Annotated in this window: 17 protein-coding genes; 16 read left to right on the top strand and 1 reads right to left on the bottom strand. The window is 71.0% G+C overall.

Annotated features, from left to right (window positions below; genetic code table 11):
* The first annotated feature begins 3 nt into the window (after positions 1-3).
* From ACLJQM_RS46195 to ACLJQM_RS46130, 14 genes are all read left to right on the top strand, one after another.
* The gene (locus ACLJQM_RS46195; RefSeq protein WP_247018365.1) at positions 4-513 is read left to right on the top strand and encodes a DUF501 domain-containing protein; all 510 of its coding nucleotides are present in this window, start codon (positions 4-6) and stop codon (positions 511-513) included.
* A 140-nt stretch (positions 514-653) separates the two neighbouring features.
* The gene (locus tag ACLJQM_RS46190; RefSeq protein ID WP_410636425.1) at positions 654-1,826 is read left to right on the top strand and encodes a lytic transglycosylase domain-containing protein; all 1,173 of its coding nucleotides are present in this window, start codon (positions 654-656) and stop codon (positions 1,824-1,826) included.
* 9 nt (positions 1,827-1,835) lie between these two features.
* Entirely contained in the window at positions 1,836-2,789 is a 954-nt protein-coding gene (locus ACLJQM_RS46185) for a Ppx/GppA phosphatase family protein (protein WP_247018367.1), read from the top strand.
* Positions 2,790-3,143: 354 nt separating this feature from the next.
* The gene (locus ACLJQM_RS46180; RefSeq protein ID WP_410636424.1) at positions 3,144-4,769 is read left to right on the top strand and encodes an ABC transporter substrate-binding protein; all 1,626 of its coding nucleotides are present in this window, start codon (positions 3,144-3,146) and stop codon (positions 4,767-4,769) included.
* A 105-nt stretch (positions 4,770-4,874) separates the two neighbouring features.
* A complete protein-coding gene (locus ACLJQM_RS46175) occupies positions 4,875-5,804 on the top strand; it encodes an ABC transporter permease (RefSeq protein ID WP_247018370.1) in 930 nt (309 codons plus the stop codon).
* Positions 5,797-6,750 (top strand): ABC transporter permease, encoded by a 954-nt coding sequence (locus tag ACLJQM_RS46170; RefSeq protein WP_410636423.1) that lies wholly within the window; start codon positions 5,797-5,799, stop codon positions 6,748-6,750. The genes ACLJQM_RS46175 and ACLJQM_RS46170 overlap by 8 nt, the downstream gene beginning before the upstream one ends.
* A gap of 6 nt (positions 6,751-6,756) precedes the next feature.
* Complete coding sequence (locus tag ACLJQM_RS46165) at positions 6,757-7,752, top strand: ABC transporter ATP-binding protein (RefSeq protein ID WP_247018373.1); 996 nt, start codon at positions 6,757-6,759, stop codon at positions 7,750-7,752.
* A complete protein-coding gene (locus ACLJQM_RS46160; protein ID WP_247018375.1) occupies positions 7,745-8,743 on the top strand; it encodes an ABC transporter ATP-binding protein in 999 nt (332 codons plus the stop codon). The genes ACLJQM_RS46165 and ACLJQM_RS46160 overlap by 8 nt, the downstream gene beginning before the upstream one ends.
* 103 nt (positions 8,744-8,846) lie before the next feature.
* Complete coding sequence (locus ACLJQM_RS46155; protein ID WP_247025510.1) at positions 8,847-10,538, top strand: S8 family serine peptidase; 1,692 nt, start codon at positions 8,847-8,849, stop codon at positions 10,536-10,538.
* Positions 10,539-10,618: 80 nt separating this feature from the next.
* Entirely contained in the window at positions 10,619-11,455 is an 837-nt protein-coding gene (locus ACLJQM_RS46150; RefSeq protein ID WP_410636422.1) for a hypothetical protein, read from the top strand.
* A gap of 45 nt (positions 11,456-11,500) precedes the next feature.
* Positions 11,501-12,256 carry a hypothetical protein gene (locus ACLJQM_RS46145; protein ID WP_410636421.1) on the top strand — a complete coding sequence of 252 codons (756 nt, stop codon included), beginning with the start codon at positions 11,501-11,503 and terminating at the stop codon, positions 12,254-12,256.
* A 166-nt stretch (positions 12,257-12,422) separates the two neighbouring features.
* On the top strand, positions 12,423-13,208 hold the full coding sequence (locus tag ACLJQM_RS46140; protein WP_410636420.1) for a hypothetical protein: 786 nt from the start codon (positions 12,423-12,425) through the stop codon (positions 13,206-13,208).
* Positions 13,205-14,032: a hypothetical protein gene (locus tag ACLJQM_RS46135; protein WP_410636419.1), complete on the top strand. Its 828-nt coding sequence runs from the start codon at positions 13,205-13,207 to the stop codon at positions 14,030-14,032. The genes ACLJQM_RS46140 and ACLJQM_RS46135 overlap by 4 nt, the downstream gene beginning before the upstream one ends.
* Complete coding sequence (locus tag ACLJQM_RS46130) at positions 14,029-14,820, top strand: hypothetical protein (protein ID WP_410636418.1); 792 nt, start codon at positions 14,029-14,031, stop codon at positions 14,818-14,820. The genes ACLJQM_RS46135 and ACLJQM_RS46130 overlap by 4 nt, the downstream gene beginning before the upstream one ends.
* Here ACLJQM_RS46130 and ACLJQM_RS46125 read toward each other — a convergent pair.
* Positions 14,798-16,291 (bottom strand): S10 family peptidase, encoded by a 1,494-nt coding sequence (locus ACLJQM_RS46125; protein WP_247018388.1) that lies wholly within the window; start codon positions 16,289-16,291, stop codon positions 14,798-14,800. The two genes, ACLJQM_RS46130 and ACLJQM_RS46125, sit on opposite strands and share 23 nt — an antisense overlap.
* Positions 16,292-16,322: 31 nt before the next feature.
* Between ACLJQM_RS46125 and ACLJQM_RS46120 the strand changes: the two genes are divergently transcribed.
* Both ACLJQM_RS46120 and ACLJQM_RS46115 read left to right on the top strand, forming a co-directional pair.
* A complete protein-coding gene (locus tag ACLJQM_RS46120) occupies positions 16,323-16,982 on the top strand; it encodes an endonuclease V (RefSeq protein WP_410636417.1) in 660 nt (219 codons plus the stop codon).
* Positions 16,979-17,662 carry a uracil-DNA glycosylase gene (locus tag ACLJQM_RS46115; RefSeq protein WP_247018391.1) on the top strand — a complete coding sequence of 228 codons (684 nt, stop codon included), beginning with the start codon at positions 16,979-16,981 and terminating at the stop codon, positions 17,660-17,662. Before ACLJQM_RS46120 ends, ACLJQM_RS46115 begins: the two co-directional genes overlap by 4 nt.
* Positions 17,663-17,680: the final 18 nt, after the last annotated feature.

Genomic DNA, 17,680 nt, shown 5'->3' with positions numbered 1-17,680 from the left:
GACGTGGACAACGCGCAGCAGCACCGGTTCGAGCCCGTCACCGAAGCCGACCGCGAGATCATCGCGGAGCAGCTCGGGCGGCCGCCGCGGGCGTTGCGCGCCGTCGCCGCACGGTGCCCGGGCGGGCACCCGTCGGTGGTGCAGACCAGTCCGCGGCTGGAGAACGGCACCCCGTTCCCGACGCTCTACTACCTGACGTGCCCGAAGCTGAACTCGATGATCGGCACCATCGAGGCGTCCGGGATCATGAAGGAGATGACCGACCGGCTCACCACCGACCCCGAGCTGGCCGCGCAGTACCAGCGCACGCACGAGACGTACCTCGCCGAGCGCGACGCCATCGAGCCGCTCGGGCACCAGGTCACCGCCGGCGGCATGCCCGGGCGCGTCAAGTGCCTGCACGTGCACGTGGCCCACACGCTGGCGGTCGGTCCCGGCGTGAACCCGTTCGGTGACGAGACCCTCGCCCTGCTTAAGGCGAACGGGTGGCCCTCGGGGGACTGTGCCGCGTAACGCTCGCGCCTGGTGAAGAGATAACTGGGCTGGGTGAGCGAAAACCTCCTTCGGGACTCTCGAAGGGGTGAAACCTTGCCTCGGGTAGGGCAGGCTGTCACCCGAGAGCGGGATCGATCCGGCCAGGAGGGCTCTGAGTCATGCGTGTGCGGCGACTGCCAGACGCAGTCGGGAGCTACACCCGAAGATTCGGGTTCCGGCACCGCACGGCGTACCCCCTAATCACCGGCATCTTCGCGGTGATCCCGGCGCTGCTCGCCGGCGGCGGCACGCTCGGCTGGCTCGGCGGCAGCGGTGACCACACCCGCGACGCCGCGCTCGGCCAGGGCTACGACCCCGGCCACGCCGCCATCCAGCAGATCGCCGTCGACGGCACCCTCCCCGGCGCGCCCACCCCGCTGCCGCTCCCGGCGTACGAACTCCCCGACGGCCCCCTCGGCATCCCCGCCACCGCGCTGGCCGCGTACCAGAACGCCGCCGACATCCTCGGCCGCGAGCAGGCCGCGTGCCACATCGACTGGGCCCTGATCGCCAGCATCGGCCGCATCGAGTCCAACCACGCCCGCGGCGGCTACGTCGACGCGAGCGGCACCACCCGCGAACCGATCCTCGGTCCGCAGCTCAACGGCCAGGGCGGGTTCGCCGCGATCCCGGACACCGACCAGGGCCTGCTCGACACCGACCCGGTGTGGGACCGCGCGGTCGGCCCGACCCAGTTCATCCCGGGCACCTGGAAGGGCTACGCGTCGGACGGCAACGGCGACGGCAAGTCCGACCCGAACAACATCTACGACGCGGCGCTGGCCACCGGCCGCTACCTGTGCTCCGGCGGGTTCGACCTGGCCAAGCCGGACCAGCTGCGCGGCGCGATCCACCGCTACAACAACTCCGACACGTACGTGAACACGGTGGTCCTGTGGGCCGACGCCTACCGCAACGGGATCATGCAGGTGCCGGACAGCACGGTCCCGATCGGCGCCCCGAACGCCGCGCTGGCCCCGGCACCGCCGTCGGTCCCGCCGCCCCCGGTGCCGACCACGACACCGACGAGCGCGCCGCCGACCACGCCGGGCACCTCGAGCGTGCCGACGTCGAAGCCGACGTTGCCGTGCGCCTCGCCGACGACGACGACGACCACGACCACGGTCATCAGCACGACGACCACGCCGCCGCCGGACACCACCCCGCCGCCGCCGGAATCCACGACGGGGCCGCCGGCCACGACCCCGGCCCCGACGTGCGGGCAGGTGGTCACGTCGGTCTCGACGACCACCACGACCACGACCGTGGGGACGACGACGCCCGCCGGTTAGGGTGATCGCATGCCTCGTGTTGCCGCGATCGACTGTGGGACCAACTCCATCCGCCTGCTCGTCGCCGAGCTGACGCCGCGCCACGACGGCACGGTCGACCTGCGCGACCTGCACCGTGAGATGCGGATCGTCCGGCTCGGCCAGGGTGTCGACGCCAGCGGGCAGCTCGCGCCCGAAGCCCTCGAACGCACGCGGGCCGCGCTCGCCGACTACACGGTCGCGGCGCGGCGCAAGGGGGCGGAGAAGGTGCGGATGGTCGCCACCTCCGCCACCCGGGACGCCAGGAACCGCGACGACTTCTTCCGGATGACCCGCGAGACCCTCGGCGTCGAGGCCGAAGTGATCAGCGGCGACGAGGAGGCCCGGCTCAGCTTCACCGGCGCCGTCGGGGAGCAGGACCCGGACGACGGCCCGTTCGTCGTGGTCGACGTCGGCGGCGGCTCGACCGAGCTGGTCCTCGGCACCTGGGACGGCAGGCAGGCCGAGGTGCTCGCGGCGAAGTCCGTCGACATCGGCTGCGTCCGCATCACCGAGCGCGCGCTGAAGAGCGACCCGCCGACCGCCGACGAGATCGCCACCGCGCGCGACCTCGCGGGCAAGGTCCTGACCGACGCGTTCGACGTCGTCGACGTCGCTCGCGCGCGCACGTGGATGGGCGTGGCCGGCACGGTGACCACGCTGTCCGCGATCGCGCTGGGACTGTCGGAGTACGACAGCGACCGCGTCCACCTGTCCAAGCTGAGCCCGGCGGACATCGACCGGCTGGCCTCGGAACTGCTGCAGAGCGACCACGCCACCCGCGCGGCGAACCCGGTGATCCACCCGGGCCGGGTCGACGTCATCGGCGGCGGCGCGGTGGTGGTCCAGACCCTGGCCGAGCAACTCGCGGCCCGCGGCGGCCCGACGGAGCTGGTGGTCAGCGAGCACGACATCCTCGACGGCATCGCCCTGTCCCTCGCCTGACCCCCGGCCGCCGCATGACCTTTGGCGAGGCCGCCCGGGCGGGGTGAGAGGGCCGTCTCCGGGCCCCCGCGCCGCAGGCCGGGACGCCGCGGCCGGTGCGTGCCCGCCGCCGATCCGAGTGACCGTCCGCACGTTCGAAAGGGCTTGTGCCGCAAGGGAAACCCTGGGTGAGCGCCCGATGACCAGCAGTCCGCGCTGGGCCGTCCGGAGCATCCGCTTTCCTACCTTGGTTGTGCTCCAACCAGGTGGTCCTGACGGTCGTCACTGATTTGCAACACCGCGATCCTGTGATCGGCTTCACCGCCCCCGATAGCGTGCGTCTCACCTTTCGGGCAGACGGAGATGGAGGGGATCATGCGGCGTTCGCGCAGGCTCTGGGGACCCACGGTGGTGATGACTTCGCTGGCACTCGTGCTCGCCGCGTGCGGTGGCGGGTCGGGTAGTTCCACGGGGGCCGGCGGGGCGGACCCGGACGGCGCCGTCAGCATCTACGGCACCGAACCGCAGAACTCGCTGGTCCCCACCAACACCAACGAGCTGGGCGGCACCAAGGCCGTCCAGCCGATGTTCGCCACGCTCGTCGGCTTCAAGGGAGCGGACGCACAGCCGTTCAACCTGATGGCCGACTCGATCACCACGACCGATTCCAAGGTCTACGACATCAAGATCAAGCAGGGCTGGAAGTTCCACGACGGCACCGAAGTGAAGGCGCACAACTTCGTCGATGCCTGGAACTACGGCGCCTACGCGCAGAACGGCCAGCTCAACACCGACTTCTTCTCGAACATCCAGGGCTACAAGGACGTCCACCCGGCGGACGAGAACGCCAAGCCCGCCACGGACAAGATGTCCGGCCTGGTCACCAAGGGCGACTACGAGTTCCAGGTGACGCTGGACGCGCCGTTCTCCGTCTTCGCCATCAAGATCGGATACACCGCGTTCGCGCCGCTGCCGGACTCCTTCTTCAAGGACCCCAAGGGCTTCGAGCAGCACCCGATCGGCAACGGCCCGCTGAAGTTCGTCTCGCGGACGCCGAACCAGGACATCAAGCTCACCCGCTTCGACGACTACAAGGGTGAGGACAAGGTCCACTTCAAGGACCTCGACATCAAGATCTACACCAGCCAGGAGACGGCCTACCAGGACCTGCTGAGCGGGCGCGTCGACTTCATGGAGGCGCTGCCGCCGTCGGCGGTCGCGGGCGGCAAGTACAAGGCCGACCTCGGCGACCGGCTCGTCACCGGCCACCTGCTCGGCATCAGCACCATCGCCGTGCCGTACTACGTGCCCGGCTACGACAACCTCGAGCTGCGCAAGGCGATCTCGATGGCGATCGACCGCGCGCAGATCACCAAGACCGTCATGAACGACACCTACGTGCCGGCCGACGGCTACATCTCGCAGGGCATCCCGGGCGCGCGGCCCGGCGTCTGCCAGTTCTGCAAGTTCGACCCCGCCGGCGCCAAGGAAGCCTTCGCGAAGTCCGGCTTCAAGGGCAAGCTGACCATCGCGTCCAACGCGGACGGCGGCCGCAAGGAACCGCTGGTCGCGGCGTGCAACAGCATCAAGAACACGCTCGGCGTCGAGTGCGACTTCGTGCCCGCGACCGACTTCGGCCAGTGGCGCAGCATCGTCACCGGCAAGAAGCTGACCGGCATGGGCCGGTCGGACTGGTCCGCGGACTACCCGTCCATCGAGGACTTCCTCAACCCGATCTACAAGACCGGCGGGTCCTCGAACGACTCCGACTACTCGAACCCGCAGGTCGACGCGATGCTCGCGCAGGCGGACGGCACCGCCGACAAGGACGCCGCCGTCAAGCTGTACCAGCAGGCCGAGGACCTGATCGCCAAGGACCTGCCCTCGATCCCGGTGTGGGACGAGAAGGGTGTCGCGGCGAAGTCGAAGAACCTGAAGTCGGCGGCGCTGGACTTCCGCCGCATGCCGGACTACCCGTCCATCGAGGTCCTGAAGAAGTAGTGGCGCGCTGACCTGCCGCAACCACCACCACGCCGTCGTGAGTGTTCAGAGCGGTTCCCACCGCCCTGAACACTCACGACGGCCGGCGCGCACTAGGAACTCGTCATGATCCGCTATGTCCTGCGACGGCTGCTCCAGCTGATCCCGGTCTTCTTCGGCACCACGTTCCTGATCTACGTCCTCGTCTGGGCCGTGCCCGGCGACCCGTTCTCCGGCAAGTGCGGTCAGACGGCCTGCCCGCAGGCCTACATCGCGCAGATGACGGAGAAGTTCCACCTGGGCGACAACGTGTTCGTCCAGTACTTCAAGTACCTCGGGAGCCTGTTCACCGGCGACTGGGGCGAAACCTTCAACGGCACCTCGGTCGGCGAGCTGATCGCGACGTCGTACCCGATCACGTTGCGCCTGGCCGTGGTCGCGGTCGTCATCGAGGCGGTCATCGGGCTCACCGCCGGCGTGTTGACCGGCCTGCGCGGCAAGGGTTTCCTCGACAACCTGGTGCTGGTCTCGACCACGTTCCTGATCTCGCTGCCGGTGTTCGTCACCGCGATCGTGCTGCAGCTGGCTCTGGGCAGCAACGGCCTCGGCCTGATCGAAGCCAGCGTGTCGGACAACCCGAGCGTCGGCGAGCTGATCGTGCCGGGCATCGCGCTCGGCAGCCTCTCGATGGCTTACGTCGCCAGGCTGTCGAGAACGAGCATCGCCGAGAACCGCCGCGCCGACTACGTGCGCACGGCGATCGCGAAGGGCCAGCCGAACAGCCGCGTCGTCGGCGTCCACCTGCTGCGCAACTCGGTGATCCCGGTGCTCACGTTCCTCGGCACCGACCTCGGCGCGCTGATGGGCGGCGCGATCGTCACCGAAGGCGTGTTCAACATCAACGGACTGGGCGGGCTCATCTTCCGCGGCATCCAGAACCGGGAGAGCGCGACCGTCGTCGGGGTCGTCGTCCTGCTGGTGGTGGTGTACCTGCTGATGAGCCTGATCGTCGACCTGCTGTACGCCGTTCTCGACCCGAGGATCCGCTATGACTGACCCGAACCTGGTGGGCGGCGGCGGGGCCGACGCGGCCGAGCTGTCCCGCGTCGACGACTCCGCCAAGGGCCCGCAGAAGCCCCGCAGCCTGTGGGGCGACGCCTGGCGCCAGCTGCGGCGCAAGCCCGCGTTCGTCGTCTCGGCCGTGATCATCGCCCTGATCGTGCTGATCGCGATCGCGCCCGGTCTGTTCAGCTCGCGCGACGCCGGCTTCAGCGATCTCACGCACGCCAACGAAGGCCCGTCCGGGGACGCCTGGTTCGGCTACGACAACCAGGGTTACGACGTCTACGCGCGCACCATTTACGGCGCCCGCGCGTCCCTGCTGGTCGGGGTCTTCTCGACGCTGCTGACCGTCCTCTTCGGATCGCTCGTCGGCATCCTGGCCGGCTACTACGGGCGGTTCGTCGACAGCCTCCTGTCCCGCTTCGGCGACATCTTCGCCGGCCTGCCGTTCGTGCTCGGCGCGATCGTCATCCTGACGACGTTCAACGCGCCCGGCGCGAACCCCGGCGCGGTCACCATCATCGTGCAGGTGGTCTGCTCGATCGCGGTGCTGAGCTGGCCGGTGGCCATGCGCATCATGCGCTCGGCGACGCTGGTGGCCAAGCAGCTCGACTACGTCAAGGCCGCGCGCGGCCTCGGCGCCAGCACCCCGCGGATCATCTTCCGGCACCTGCTGCCGAACACGATCGCGCCGGTGCTGGTGTACGCGACCATCGCGCTCGGCGCGTTCATCGGCGCCGAAGCGACGCTGGCCTACCTCGGCATCGGGGTGCGCCCGCCGGTGATCTCGTGGGGCGTGATGATCAGCGATTCGCGGGACTACTTCCGCGTCGACCCGCACATGCTGCTGTTCCCCGGTGCCTTCGTCACCCTGACCGTGCTGGCCTTCGTGATGCTCGGCGACGGCATCCGCGACGCGCTCGATCCGAAGTCGAGGTAGATCCCCTTGTCCGACAACGAACTCCTGCTCGAAGTAGAGGATCTGCACGTCGAGTTCCGCACCGCCGACGGCGTGGCGAACGTCCTCAACGGCGTCGGCTACTCGGTGCACGCCGGGGAAACCCTGGCCGTGCTCGGGGAATCCGGGTCCGGGAAGAGCGTCACGGCGCAGACCGTGATGGGCATCCTGGACATGCCGCCCGGCGTGATCACCGCCGGGGCCGTGCGCTGGCGCGGCGAAGACCTGCTGACGGCGTCGGAGGAACGGCGCCGCGAAGTCCGCGGCAGCGAAGTCGCGATGATCTTCCAGGACGCGCTTTCCGCGCTGAACCCGGTGTTCACCGTGGGCTTCCAGATCGAGGAACAGCTGCGCGTCCGGCTCGGGATGTCCAAGAAGGACGCCCGGAAGCGCGCGATCGAACTCCTCGACACCGTCCGCATCCCGGCCGCCGAGCGCCGGATCAAGGACTACCCGCACCAGTTCTCCGGCGGCATGCGCCAGCGCGCGATGATCGCGATGTCGCTCGCGCTCGACCCCGACCTGCTCATCGCCGACGAGCCGACCACCGCGCTCGACGTCACCGTGCAGGCCCAGATCATGGACCTGCTGGCCGAGATCCAGGCCGAGCGCAAGATGGGGCTGGTGCTCATCACCCACGACCTCGGGGTCGTCGCCGAGGTCGCCGACCGGATCGCGGTGATGTACGCGGGCCGGATCGTCGAGCAGGCCGACGTCGTCGAGCTGTTCCGCGCCCCGGCCCACCCCTACACCGCCGCGCTGATGGACTCGCTGCCGCGGCTGGACCTCAAAGGACAGACACTGGAGACCATCAAGGGCCTGCCGCCGAGCCTGCTCGACATCCCGCCCGGCTGCGCGTTCCACCCTCGGTGCAAGCGCGCCGAGGCCCGCTGTTCCGAGGAAGTCCCGCCACCGCTGGGGATCGGCTTCGGCCGGACCAGCGCGTGCCACTTCGCCGAAGAGGTGGTGAACTCCCGTGCCTGACCCCATCCTCTCGGTCACCGACCTGAAGAAGTACTTCCCGGTGCGCACCGGCATCCTGTTCAAGCGCACGATCGGGCAGGTCAAGGCGGTCGACGGCGTTTCGTTCGACCTGCAGCCCGGCGAAACCCTCGGCGTCGTCGGCGAATCCGGCTGCGGCAAGTCGACGTTGGCCCAGGTGCTGATGCGCCTGGAGGAGCCGACCGCCGGCACCGCGAAGTTCGAAGGCCGCGACATCTTTTCGATGCGCGGCGCCGAACTGCGCAAGCTGCGGCGCGAGATCCAGATCGTGCTGCAGGACCCGTACACCTCGCTCAACCCGCGGATGACGGTCGGCGACATCGTCGGCGAGCCCTTCGAAATCCACCCCGACGTCGCGCCGAAGGGGTCGCGCGCGGCGAAGGTGCGTGAGCTGCTGGACGTGGTCGGGCTCAACCCCGAGCACCTCAACCGCTACCCGCACCAGTTCTCCGGCGGGCAGCGCCAGCGCATCGGCATCGCGCGGGCGCTGGCCCTGCGGCCCAAGGTGATCATCTGCGACGAGCCGGTGTCCGCGTTGGACGTCTCCATCCAGGCGCAGGTGATGAACCTGCTCGGCGACCTGCAGAGCGAGTTCGGGCTGTCGTACGTGTTCATCGCGCACGACCTGTCGGTGGTGCGCCACCTGTCCACCCGGGTCGCGGTGATGTACCTCGGCAAGATCGTCGAAGTCGGCACCGACGAGGAGATCTACGAACGACCGTCCCACCCGTACACCCAGGCGCTGCTGTCCGCGGTGCCGGTGGCGGACCCGGCCGTGCGCGGCCGCCGCCAGGTGATCCGGCTGACCGGCGACGTGCCGAGTCCCCTGGATCCCCCGTCCGGGTGCCGGTTCCGCACGCGGTGCTGGAAAGCGCAGGAGAAGTGCGCGGAGGAGGTGCCCGAGCTGGTGCCGCGGACGGACGGTCACTTGTCAGCTTGTCACTTCGCGGAGCAGAAGTCGGTTGTTCCATAACGTCCGTTAGGCCGTTGTGGCTGCATTGTCCGGTCTATACGGTGCAGGAACCGCTTTCCCGAGGAGGAGAATCGTGAAGAGACCCAGGCTTTTCGCCGCGGCCATGGCCGTCCCGCTGTTCGGGGCGATCACGGCCGTCGCGGTGCCGGTGGCTTCGGCCCAGCCCGCGCTGGCCGGCCCGGCGACCGAGTTCACCGTGCTCGCCAAGGACGTCCAGAGCATCGCGACCGCGCAGCAGGCGATCCGGGCCGCGGGCGGCACGGTGCTGGAGACCAACTCGGCGGTCGGCCTGATCAAGGCCAGCGCCCCGGCCACCGGCTTCACCGAGCGCGTGTCCTCGAACCGCGCGGTCTTCGGCGCCGCCAAGGCGCAGGTCATCGGCTCGGTGCCGAAGGACGGCAAGAAAACCAAGAACAACAACGTCGAGAAGGAAGGCCGTGGCGCCGCCTCGAAGAAGGCCGCCGCGAACAAGGCCGTCGGGATGGACCCGCTGGACGACCAGCTCTGGGGCCTCAAGTCCGTCCGCTCGGACCTCTCGCGCACCAAGCAGCCCGGCAGCAAGCAGGTCAAGGTCGGCGTCATCGACACCGGCATCGACGGCACGCACCCGGACATCGCGCCGAACTTCGACGCGGCCGACTCGCGCAACTTCGTCAAGGACATCCCGTTCGACGTCAACGGCGTCGAGGTCGACGGCCCGTGCGAGTTCCGCGGCTGCGTCGACCCGGTCAACCACGACGACGGCGCGCACGGCACGCACGTCGCCGGCACGATCGCCGCGGCGGCGAACGGCTTCGGCATCTCGGGCGTCGCGCCGAACGTGTCGCTGGTGAACATCCGCGCCGGCCAGGACTCGGGCTACTTCTTCCTGCAGCCGACCGTCGACGCGCTGACCTACGCCGGCGACGCCGGCATCGACGTGGTCAACATGTCGTTCTACACCGACCCGTGGCTGTACAACTGCACGGCGAACCCGGCCGACTCGGCCGCGGAGCAGGCCGAGCAGCGCACGATCATCGAAGCCACGCAGCGCGCGCTGAACTACGCGCACAAGAAGGGCGTCACGATGGTCGTCGCGCTGGGCAACCAGCACACCGACCTGGGCGCGCCGCAGCCGGACACCACCAGCCCGGACTACCCGGCGAACACGACGCACCCGCGGCAGGTCGACAACAGCTCCTGCCTCAGCCTGCCGGTCGAGGGCAACCACACGATCGGCGTGAGCGCGTTCGGGCCGTCGCAGGCGAAGGCGGACTACTCGAACTACGGCACCGAGCAGATCTCGGTTTCCGCGCCGGGCGGCTACTTCCGCGACGGTTTCGGCACGCCGTGGTTCCGCACGGTCGAGAACGAGATCCTCTCGGCGTACCCGAAGAACGTCGGCGTCGTCGAGGGCAACATCGACGCGGACGGCAACATCACCGAGGCCGGCTTGGCCGCGGGCATCAAGAAGGCGACGGCGCCGGACGGCCGGGTCGGCTACTACCAGTGGCTGCAGGGCACGTCGATGGCGACCCCGCACGCGACCGGCGTCGCGGCGCTGATCGTTTCGCAGTACGGCAAGAAGTCCCACGGCGACTTCGGCCTGGACCCGGACAAGGTCCAGCGGGTCCTCGAGGGCACGGCGTCGGACATCGCCTGCCCGGTGCCGCGGACGGTCGACTACACCGACGAAGGCCGCGGGCCGGAGTTCACGGCCACCTGCGAAGGTGACGCGTCGTTCAACGGCTTCTACGGCAACGGCGCGGTCGACGCCTACGCGGCGGTGACCCGCGGGTCGCAGTACCTGAAGTAGAAGAATTTCGAACGAACCGCCCCGGACAGGCAACCTGTCCGGGGCGGTTCGCGTTTACCGCGGGACTGGGGGGAGTTCCGTTGAACGTGCGTGAACCGGCGCTACCGGTCGATCCGCGGTGGCCGGGCGAGCCGACGGTGCTGGAAGTGGGCCGGGCACGGCGGTGGCTCGCGCGGCGCGGGGTGGCGGTCTGGTTGCCGACCCGGGTGCTCGCCCTGCGCCTCGGCGGCCGGGGCATCGGTACTCGGGGGACTCCCGGTTTCGCGATCGTCCTCGCGGTGCTGTGGACGCTCACCGGGGTCGTGTTCAAGCGGAACGACCTGCCGGGGGAAGCGGCGGTCCTCGCCGTCCTCTACGCCTCGTTCCACGTGGCCCGCTGGCGCCGGGCGCAGCGGCGCGACCGGCTCGCCGAGAGCTTGACCGGGGCCACCGCACCACCGCCGCTGCGGGTGGCGGTCAGGCAGGTCGGCTGGTGGTACCTGGTGTCGACGGGCCTCACGTTCCTCGGCGGGGCGGCCTTGTGCGCGGCGGCGTTCCTGACCGGGCCGCGGTTCACCTGGAAGCACTGGTACCCGCCGGAGGTCGCGATCGGGGTGAACACGGTGGCGCTGGCCTTCGCCGCCGGCGCGACGGCGCTCGTGCTCGGCCGGGTGGTGCGCGGGCCGGTGATCGCCGAGGACGCGGCGTCGCACGCGGTCGACGGGGCGTTGCGCACCCTGGACCCCTACTTGTTCGCCCCGACCGCCCCGTACGTCGTGCTGGCGATGCCGGTGTACGTGGTCGATTGGGCGTGGCCGGGCCCGCTGGGCTGGATTTCGCTCGCGTACCTGGTGACGGTCTTCGCGCTCCAGCTGATCGGCTGGTTGCTGGCTCGCCGCCGGTCCCGCTCGCTCCCACCCGGCTGCTACGGGGGGTAAACCGGGCCGGCTCGTCGGGCGTTACCACGCGACAGGGGAGGTTCGATGGTGGAAGTGGCGTCGACGACGCTCGCCGAGAGGCAGGCCGCGCGGACGTGGCTGGCTCGCCACGGCGCGGAGGTGGACGAGCCGACGCCGCTGCTCGCCGTGCGCGTCGGGGCCCGGGTGCTGGCCACGCGGTCCTACCGGCTCTACAGCGCGCTTTCCTCCGTGTTCTGGATCGTCGCCGTGCTCCCGCCGATCCCGGTGCCGGCCCGGTTCCTGGGGTTCACCGCGCTCGTCGTGGCTTACCCGCTGCTGCAGTGGCGCCGGGTCCGCACGGCCGATCGCGCCGCCACCCGCGTGGTCGCCCCGGGCGCCCGGCCGTCGTTCCGGGTGGCGGCGGGACAGGTGGGCCGGTGGTACCTGGCGGCGGTGGCAACGACCTTCGGCGGCGGCGCGGTGCTGTGCGCGACGCTCGCCGCCGACCCGGTGGGCTGGGCCGCCGCGCTGGTGCTCGGCGCCGCGAGCGTGGCACTGGTCCTCGGCCAGGCCTTGCGCGCCCCGGTGATCGCCGAGGACGAGGCTTCACGCGCCGTCGACGCGGCCTTGCGGACCTACGACACCCGGGCGTTCGCGATGCCGTTCGCGTTCACGTTCCTCGCGTGGATCGACCTGTCCGCCGACTGGCCGTGGCCCCCGGCGCGGTTCGTACCGGTGGTCGCGTACTTCGTCCTGGGGGTGGTGCTCCACCTCCGCGCCGTGTTCGAGGTCCGGGACCGCCGCCTGCCGCCCGGCCACTACGGAACCGAGCCCCGGTGAGCGCCTTGACGGAAGCGGCGGTGGTTCGCCGTCGGGTTGGCGTCGCTGGTTTCTGGCGGTGCCGCTGATCACCTTCGGCGGCGGCGGCCTCAGGCCGCGTTCGGCGGAGTCACGGGAGAAGTTCGGACACGGTGAACCGGCGCGGCCGGGGCAGGGGGAGGTTTTCGTGGGTGGCGGGGTACCGAGACCGATCGACGCGGCGATGGCCGTGCAGTGGCTGGCCCGGCACGGGGTCGTCGTGGGGACGCCGGTCCCGCTGCTGTCCCTGCGTCTCGGCGTGCGGGAACGGATGCGCACCAAGCACCCCGGCGTGGGCTTGGCGGTGGGGTTGGTCATCGCCTTCGTCAACACCTTCGGCATGGAGGTGGCGCACGAGGCGTTCGGGGACCTGGCGGTCGGCAGTGGCTTCATCCTCGGCGCCCTGGTCGTCGTGGCGCAGGTCTGGCGCTGGGTGACGGTCCGCGAATCCGACCGGCCGGCGGCCGCGCTGGTGCGCCCGGCCGCGCGGCCGGCCCTGAGCTGGACCCTCGGTCTTCTCGGCGCCTGGTACCTGACATCGGCGGTGGTCGCCTACGCCGGCGGGCTGGTGCTCTTCCTCGCGCTGGCGCCGTCGGCCGCGCCGTTCTGGCTGGGGCTGCTGGCGCTCGGCGCCGTCCAGTCCGGGTTCGTCTGGTGGTCCGTGCTGCGCGAGCCGGTCGTCGCGGTCGATCCCGCGTCGTTCATGGTCGACGCGGTGCTGCGGGTGGAGGACGCGCACTCCTACGCGGCGCCGGCCGTCCTGCCGTACCTGGCCTGTGGTGACCTCCTCTTCGCGGTGCCGGTTCCGCCGTCGTCCCGGCCCGCGGTCGTCGCCTACGCGGTGCTCGCGGTCGGGACGCAGGTGGTCGGCTGGGTCCTGCACCGCCGGCGGTCCCGTGTCCTCCGGCCCACCCTGGCGGTGGTTCCCCGATGAGGTCCGAACCGAGCCGCGGCGAGTTCGTGCAGGCCGCGGTGTGGCTGGGCAAGCACGGCGTCCGCGTGGGGATCCCGACACCCCTGCTGGCGGCGCGCCTCGGCGTCCGCGCGGGCGGGGACCTGCGGACGCAGCTGATCCGGCTGGCGGTGTTCCTCGCGCTGGCGGTCGCCGCCGCGGTCGGCTACCAGTGCCTGCAGTACCTGCCCGGCGTCCGCGGCGTGGAGATGACCGAGAGCAAGATCCTCTACTTCGTGGTGGCCGGCTTCCAGCTGGCCTTCTGGTTCGCGATCCGGCGGCAGGACCGCCAGGCCGCGCACCGGCTGGGCGGCCGACGGCTCGACCGGCCGCGGCCGTCGTGGCGGGAGCTGCCGGTCGGCTGGTTCCTCGCGTCGGCGGCGGTGACGTTCGCCGGGGGAGCCGCACTCGGGATCACGATGTTCCTGGCGACCCCGTACAAGACCTACGCCTGGAGCTGGCTCGGCGTGCTCGCGCTGGGCGGAGTCGTCTCCGGCGTGATCGTGACCGGGATCGTGCGGCGGCCGGTGCTCGCGGAGGACGAGCCGTCCGCCGCCGTCGACGCGGTGGTGCGGATCGAGGACCTCTACCTGGCGATGCCGTCGTACTACGCGTGGCCGGTGCTCTTCGACCTGCTCACCGGCAACCGGCAACCGCCCGGCTCCGGGCCCTGGCTCATCGGGTACGCGGGACTCGCGCTGGCCCTGCAGATCGTCGGCGGCCTGCGCTACCGGCGGTACCGCCCGGCGCTCCCGCCGGGCGACTACGGCGTCCCGCTGCCGGCCCAGCCCGGGGTGGCCCGGTGATCGCGGTGACTCCCGCCGAGCGGGCGGCGGTCAAGTGGCTGGCGCTGCGCGGTGTCCGCGTTTCCGAGGCGACCGAGCTGCTGACCTACCGGCTGGGCGTCCGCCGCGGGAAGAGCGACGCCGGCGCCTTCACACCGGTGTTCGTCGCCAACGCGCTGCTCTGCGCCGGCCTGCTGGCCTACCAGCTGCTGCCCCCGAGCCACGCCGACCTGCCCGACGCCGGGATCCCGTGGTTCATCTGGACGTCGCTGGTCCTGACGAACTGGCTGCAGATCCGCGCCGGCGACCGGCGGGCGGTCGCCTGGCTGGGCGACCGGCGGCTGATCCGGCCCCGCCCGCGGTGGCGGGAGGTGGTGAACGGCTGGTACGCGGCCTCGCTGGCGGTCACGTTCGGCGGCGGCGCCGTCCTCGCGCTCACGATGGTGGCCGGCGGCTCGGTCTGGGCACGCTTCTGGCTCGGCCTGCTCGTCCTCGGCGCGGCGGTCGACGCCGTCGTCCTGACCGGCATCCTCCGGCGCCCGGTCATCGCGGAGGACGAGGGCTCGCTCGCGGTCGACACCGTGACGCGGCTCCAGGACGTCCACTTCGCCCTGCCGTCGTTGTTCGCCGTCCCGGTGGTCGCGGACCTCGGGTACACCGCCCTGCCGGGCAAGCCGTGGCTCGCCGGCTACGTCGCGCTGGCGGTGACCACGCACGTCATCGGGTGGTTCGCCCAGCGGCGGCGGGTTCCCCCGCTGCCGCCGGGCGCCCGCTACGGGCCGGAACTCAGCGGTTCGAAGCCTTCTTGACGAATTTCGCCAGGTCCTTCGACTGCTGCACCCGGGTCGGCTCGTGGACGTACATCATGTGCCCCGCCGGGTAGTACGCCGTGTCGATGTTCTCCCGCAGTTCCTCCGGGATCTGCAGGCGCGCCAGCACGTGCTCGGCCGCGAAGTAGGCCGTCGCGCCGTCGTAGTGGCCGAACGCCACGTGGACCTGCAGGTGCGGGTTCGTGCGCATCGCCGAGGCGAGCGAGTCGACCACCGACACCGAGCGGCCCTCGAACTCCTTGTACGACCAGGCCTTGAACGTGTCCTCGTGGATGATCTCGTACGGCAGGTCGTTCTCGTACCCGAGCTCCGCCCGCACGTAGTGGTTGAACGCCGCCGCGTAGGCGCCGATCACGCGGGAGATCGACGGGTCGTCGCTCATGTGCTCGCGGCCGCCGTCCGGCTCCCACGTCGTGAAGCGGCCGTCCATCCGGCCGACCGTCAGGCCCCGGTCGCGCAGCAGCTCGGTGAAGAACCGGACGTGCTCGATCCGCAGGTTCACCCGGTCCACATAGGACTCGGTGAGCCCGGTCAGCGACGCCAGCGTGGCCACCGCGTCGGTCCGGTCCTGCGTGGACAGCCGCGCACCGCGCGAAAGCGCCCACGGCAGGTCCTTCGCCGCGAAGTCTTCGGCGTCGGCCAGGACGTCGTCGAGCGGGCGGTCGCCGTGCAGGCCGTGGTAGTGCGCGATCGCCGCGTACGTCGGCACGTACAGCGAGTACGGCAGGTCGTTGCCCTCGGTGAACTGCAGCGTGCCCAGGTCGAGCACGGAGGAGATGAGCAGCAGGCCGTTCAGGTAGAGCCCGTGCCGGTCCTGCAGGTGCGCGGCCAGCCCGGCGGCGCGCAGCGTGCCGTAGGACTCGCCGGCCAGGAACTTCGGCGACAGCCAGCGCTGGTGCCGCGACACCCACAGCCGGATGATCTCGCCGACCGACTCGATGTCGCCCTGGTAGCCGTGGAAGTCCTTGGTCTCCTCGCCGCCCGCGACCCGCGAGTAGCCGGTCGACACCGGGTCGATGAAGACCAGGTCGCTGTGCACCAGCAGCGTCTCGGGGTTGTCGGCCAGCCCGTACGGCGGCGGCACGAGGTCGTCGACGTCGCCGGAGAGCACCCGGCGCGGGCCCAGCAGGCCCAGGTGCAGCCAGATGCTCGACGAGCCGGGGCCACCGTTGAAGGCGAACGTCACCGGCCGCGTGCCCGGGTCGGCGTCGTCGAGGGTGTAGGAGGTGACGAACACCTCCGCCTTCGCCTTGAAGCCCTCCGACTTGCCGTCCTTGACGACCTCCTTGCGGAGGACGACCCGGCCCGCCTTCGCCGTGTACGCGAGTTTCTTCCGCTTCACGGTCAGCGTGTGCTGGGTCGTGACGATGTCGTCGGTCGGCTCGGCCGGGATCTCCGCGGTGTCCGGCGTCTTCTTCTCGGGAGCCTCTTCGGGGGTCGTGTCCGCCATGGCCCCAACTTAGTTGTGGCAGGGTGACTTGGTGCACACCGGGGACTGGCCGTCGACGGCCGAGGAGGCCCTCGCCGTCCAGGAAGCGCTGCGCGGCCGGGTCGAACTCCACGGCGACCTGCCGGAGCTGCCGCCGACGGTGACCGGCCTCGACGTCGCCTACGACGAGGCCGACGGCATCGCCGCGGCGGTCGTCACCCTCGAAACCGCGGGGCTGACCGTGGTCGAGGAGCGGACGCACCGCGCGAAGGCCGTCTTCCCGTACGAGCCGGGCCTGTTCGCCTTCCGCGAGCTGCCGCCGCTGCTGGCCGCCCTCGGCGAGCTGGAACACCGGCCCGACGTCCTGGTCTGCGACGGCCACGGCCTCGCCCACCCGAGGCGCTTCGGCCTGGCCTGCCACCTCGGCGTGCTGACCGGGCTGCCCGCTTTCGGCGTCGGCAAGACGCGGTTCGTCGGCTCCCACGACGTGCCGGGGCCCGAGCGCGGGTCGTCGGTGCCGCTGGTCGACGCCGGGGAGGAGGTCGGCGCGGTGCTGCGGACCCAGGACGGCGTCAAACCGGTGTACGTCTCGGCCGGCCACCGGATCGACCTCGCGCACGCCTGCCGGCTGACCCTCGCGCTGACGCCGCGCTACCGGCTGCCGGAGACGACGCGGCTGGCCGACCGGCTGTCCCGGGAGGCGCTGAAATGAGGTCGCTGGCCGAGCTGGACGTCGCCGTGGCGGGGTGCCGCGCGTGCCCGCGGCTGGTGACCTGGCGCGAAGGCGTCGCGGGCACGAAGGCGGCCTTCCGCGGCGAGGAGTACTGGGCGCGCCCGGTCCCGGGTTTCGGGCCGCCGGACGCGTCGCTCGCGGTCGTCGGGCTGGCGCCGTCGGCGCACGGCGCGAACCGCACCGGCCGCATGTTCACCGGCGACCCGTCGGGTGACTTCCTCTTCCGGGTGCTGCACGAGGTCGGGCTCGCGTCGCAGCCGACGTCCGAGCGCGTCGGCGACGGCCTGGAGCTTTACGGCACGCGGCTCGTCTCACCGGTGCGCTGCGCCCCGCCGGAGAACAAGCCGACGCCGGCCGAGCGCGACACGTGCCGCCCGTGGCTCGCGGAGGAGCTGACGTTGTTACGTCCGACACTGCGCTCGATCGTGGTGCTCGGGGCGTTCGGCTGGCAGGCGTTACTGCCCGTGCTCGCGGCAGCGGGCTGGCCGGTCCCGCAGCCGCGTCCGGCGTTCGCCCACGGAGCCGTCCTGGAACTGGACGACCTGCGTGTTTTCGGCTGTTACCACGTGTCGCCGCGCAATGTCCAGACACACCGCGTGACCCACGACATGGTGGCGGCCGTCTTCCGCGCCGCGACCTCGGTGACAGGTCACGACTGAATCGTTACGGAAACCGCA

Origin of the sequence: Amycolatopsis sp. cmx-4-83 (genome assembly GCF_046548815.1) — a bacterium.
Classification (GTDB): domain Bacteria; phylum Actinomycetota; class Actinomycetes; order Mycobacteriales; family Pseudonocardiaceae; genus Amycolatopsis; species Amycolatopsis pretoriensis_A.
Note: the sequence above shows the minus strand (reverse complement) of the source record. Positions and strands in the feature narration are given on the sequence as shown.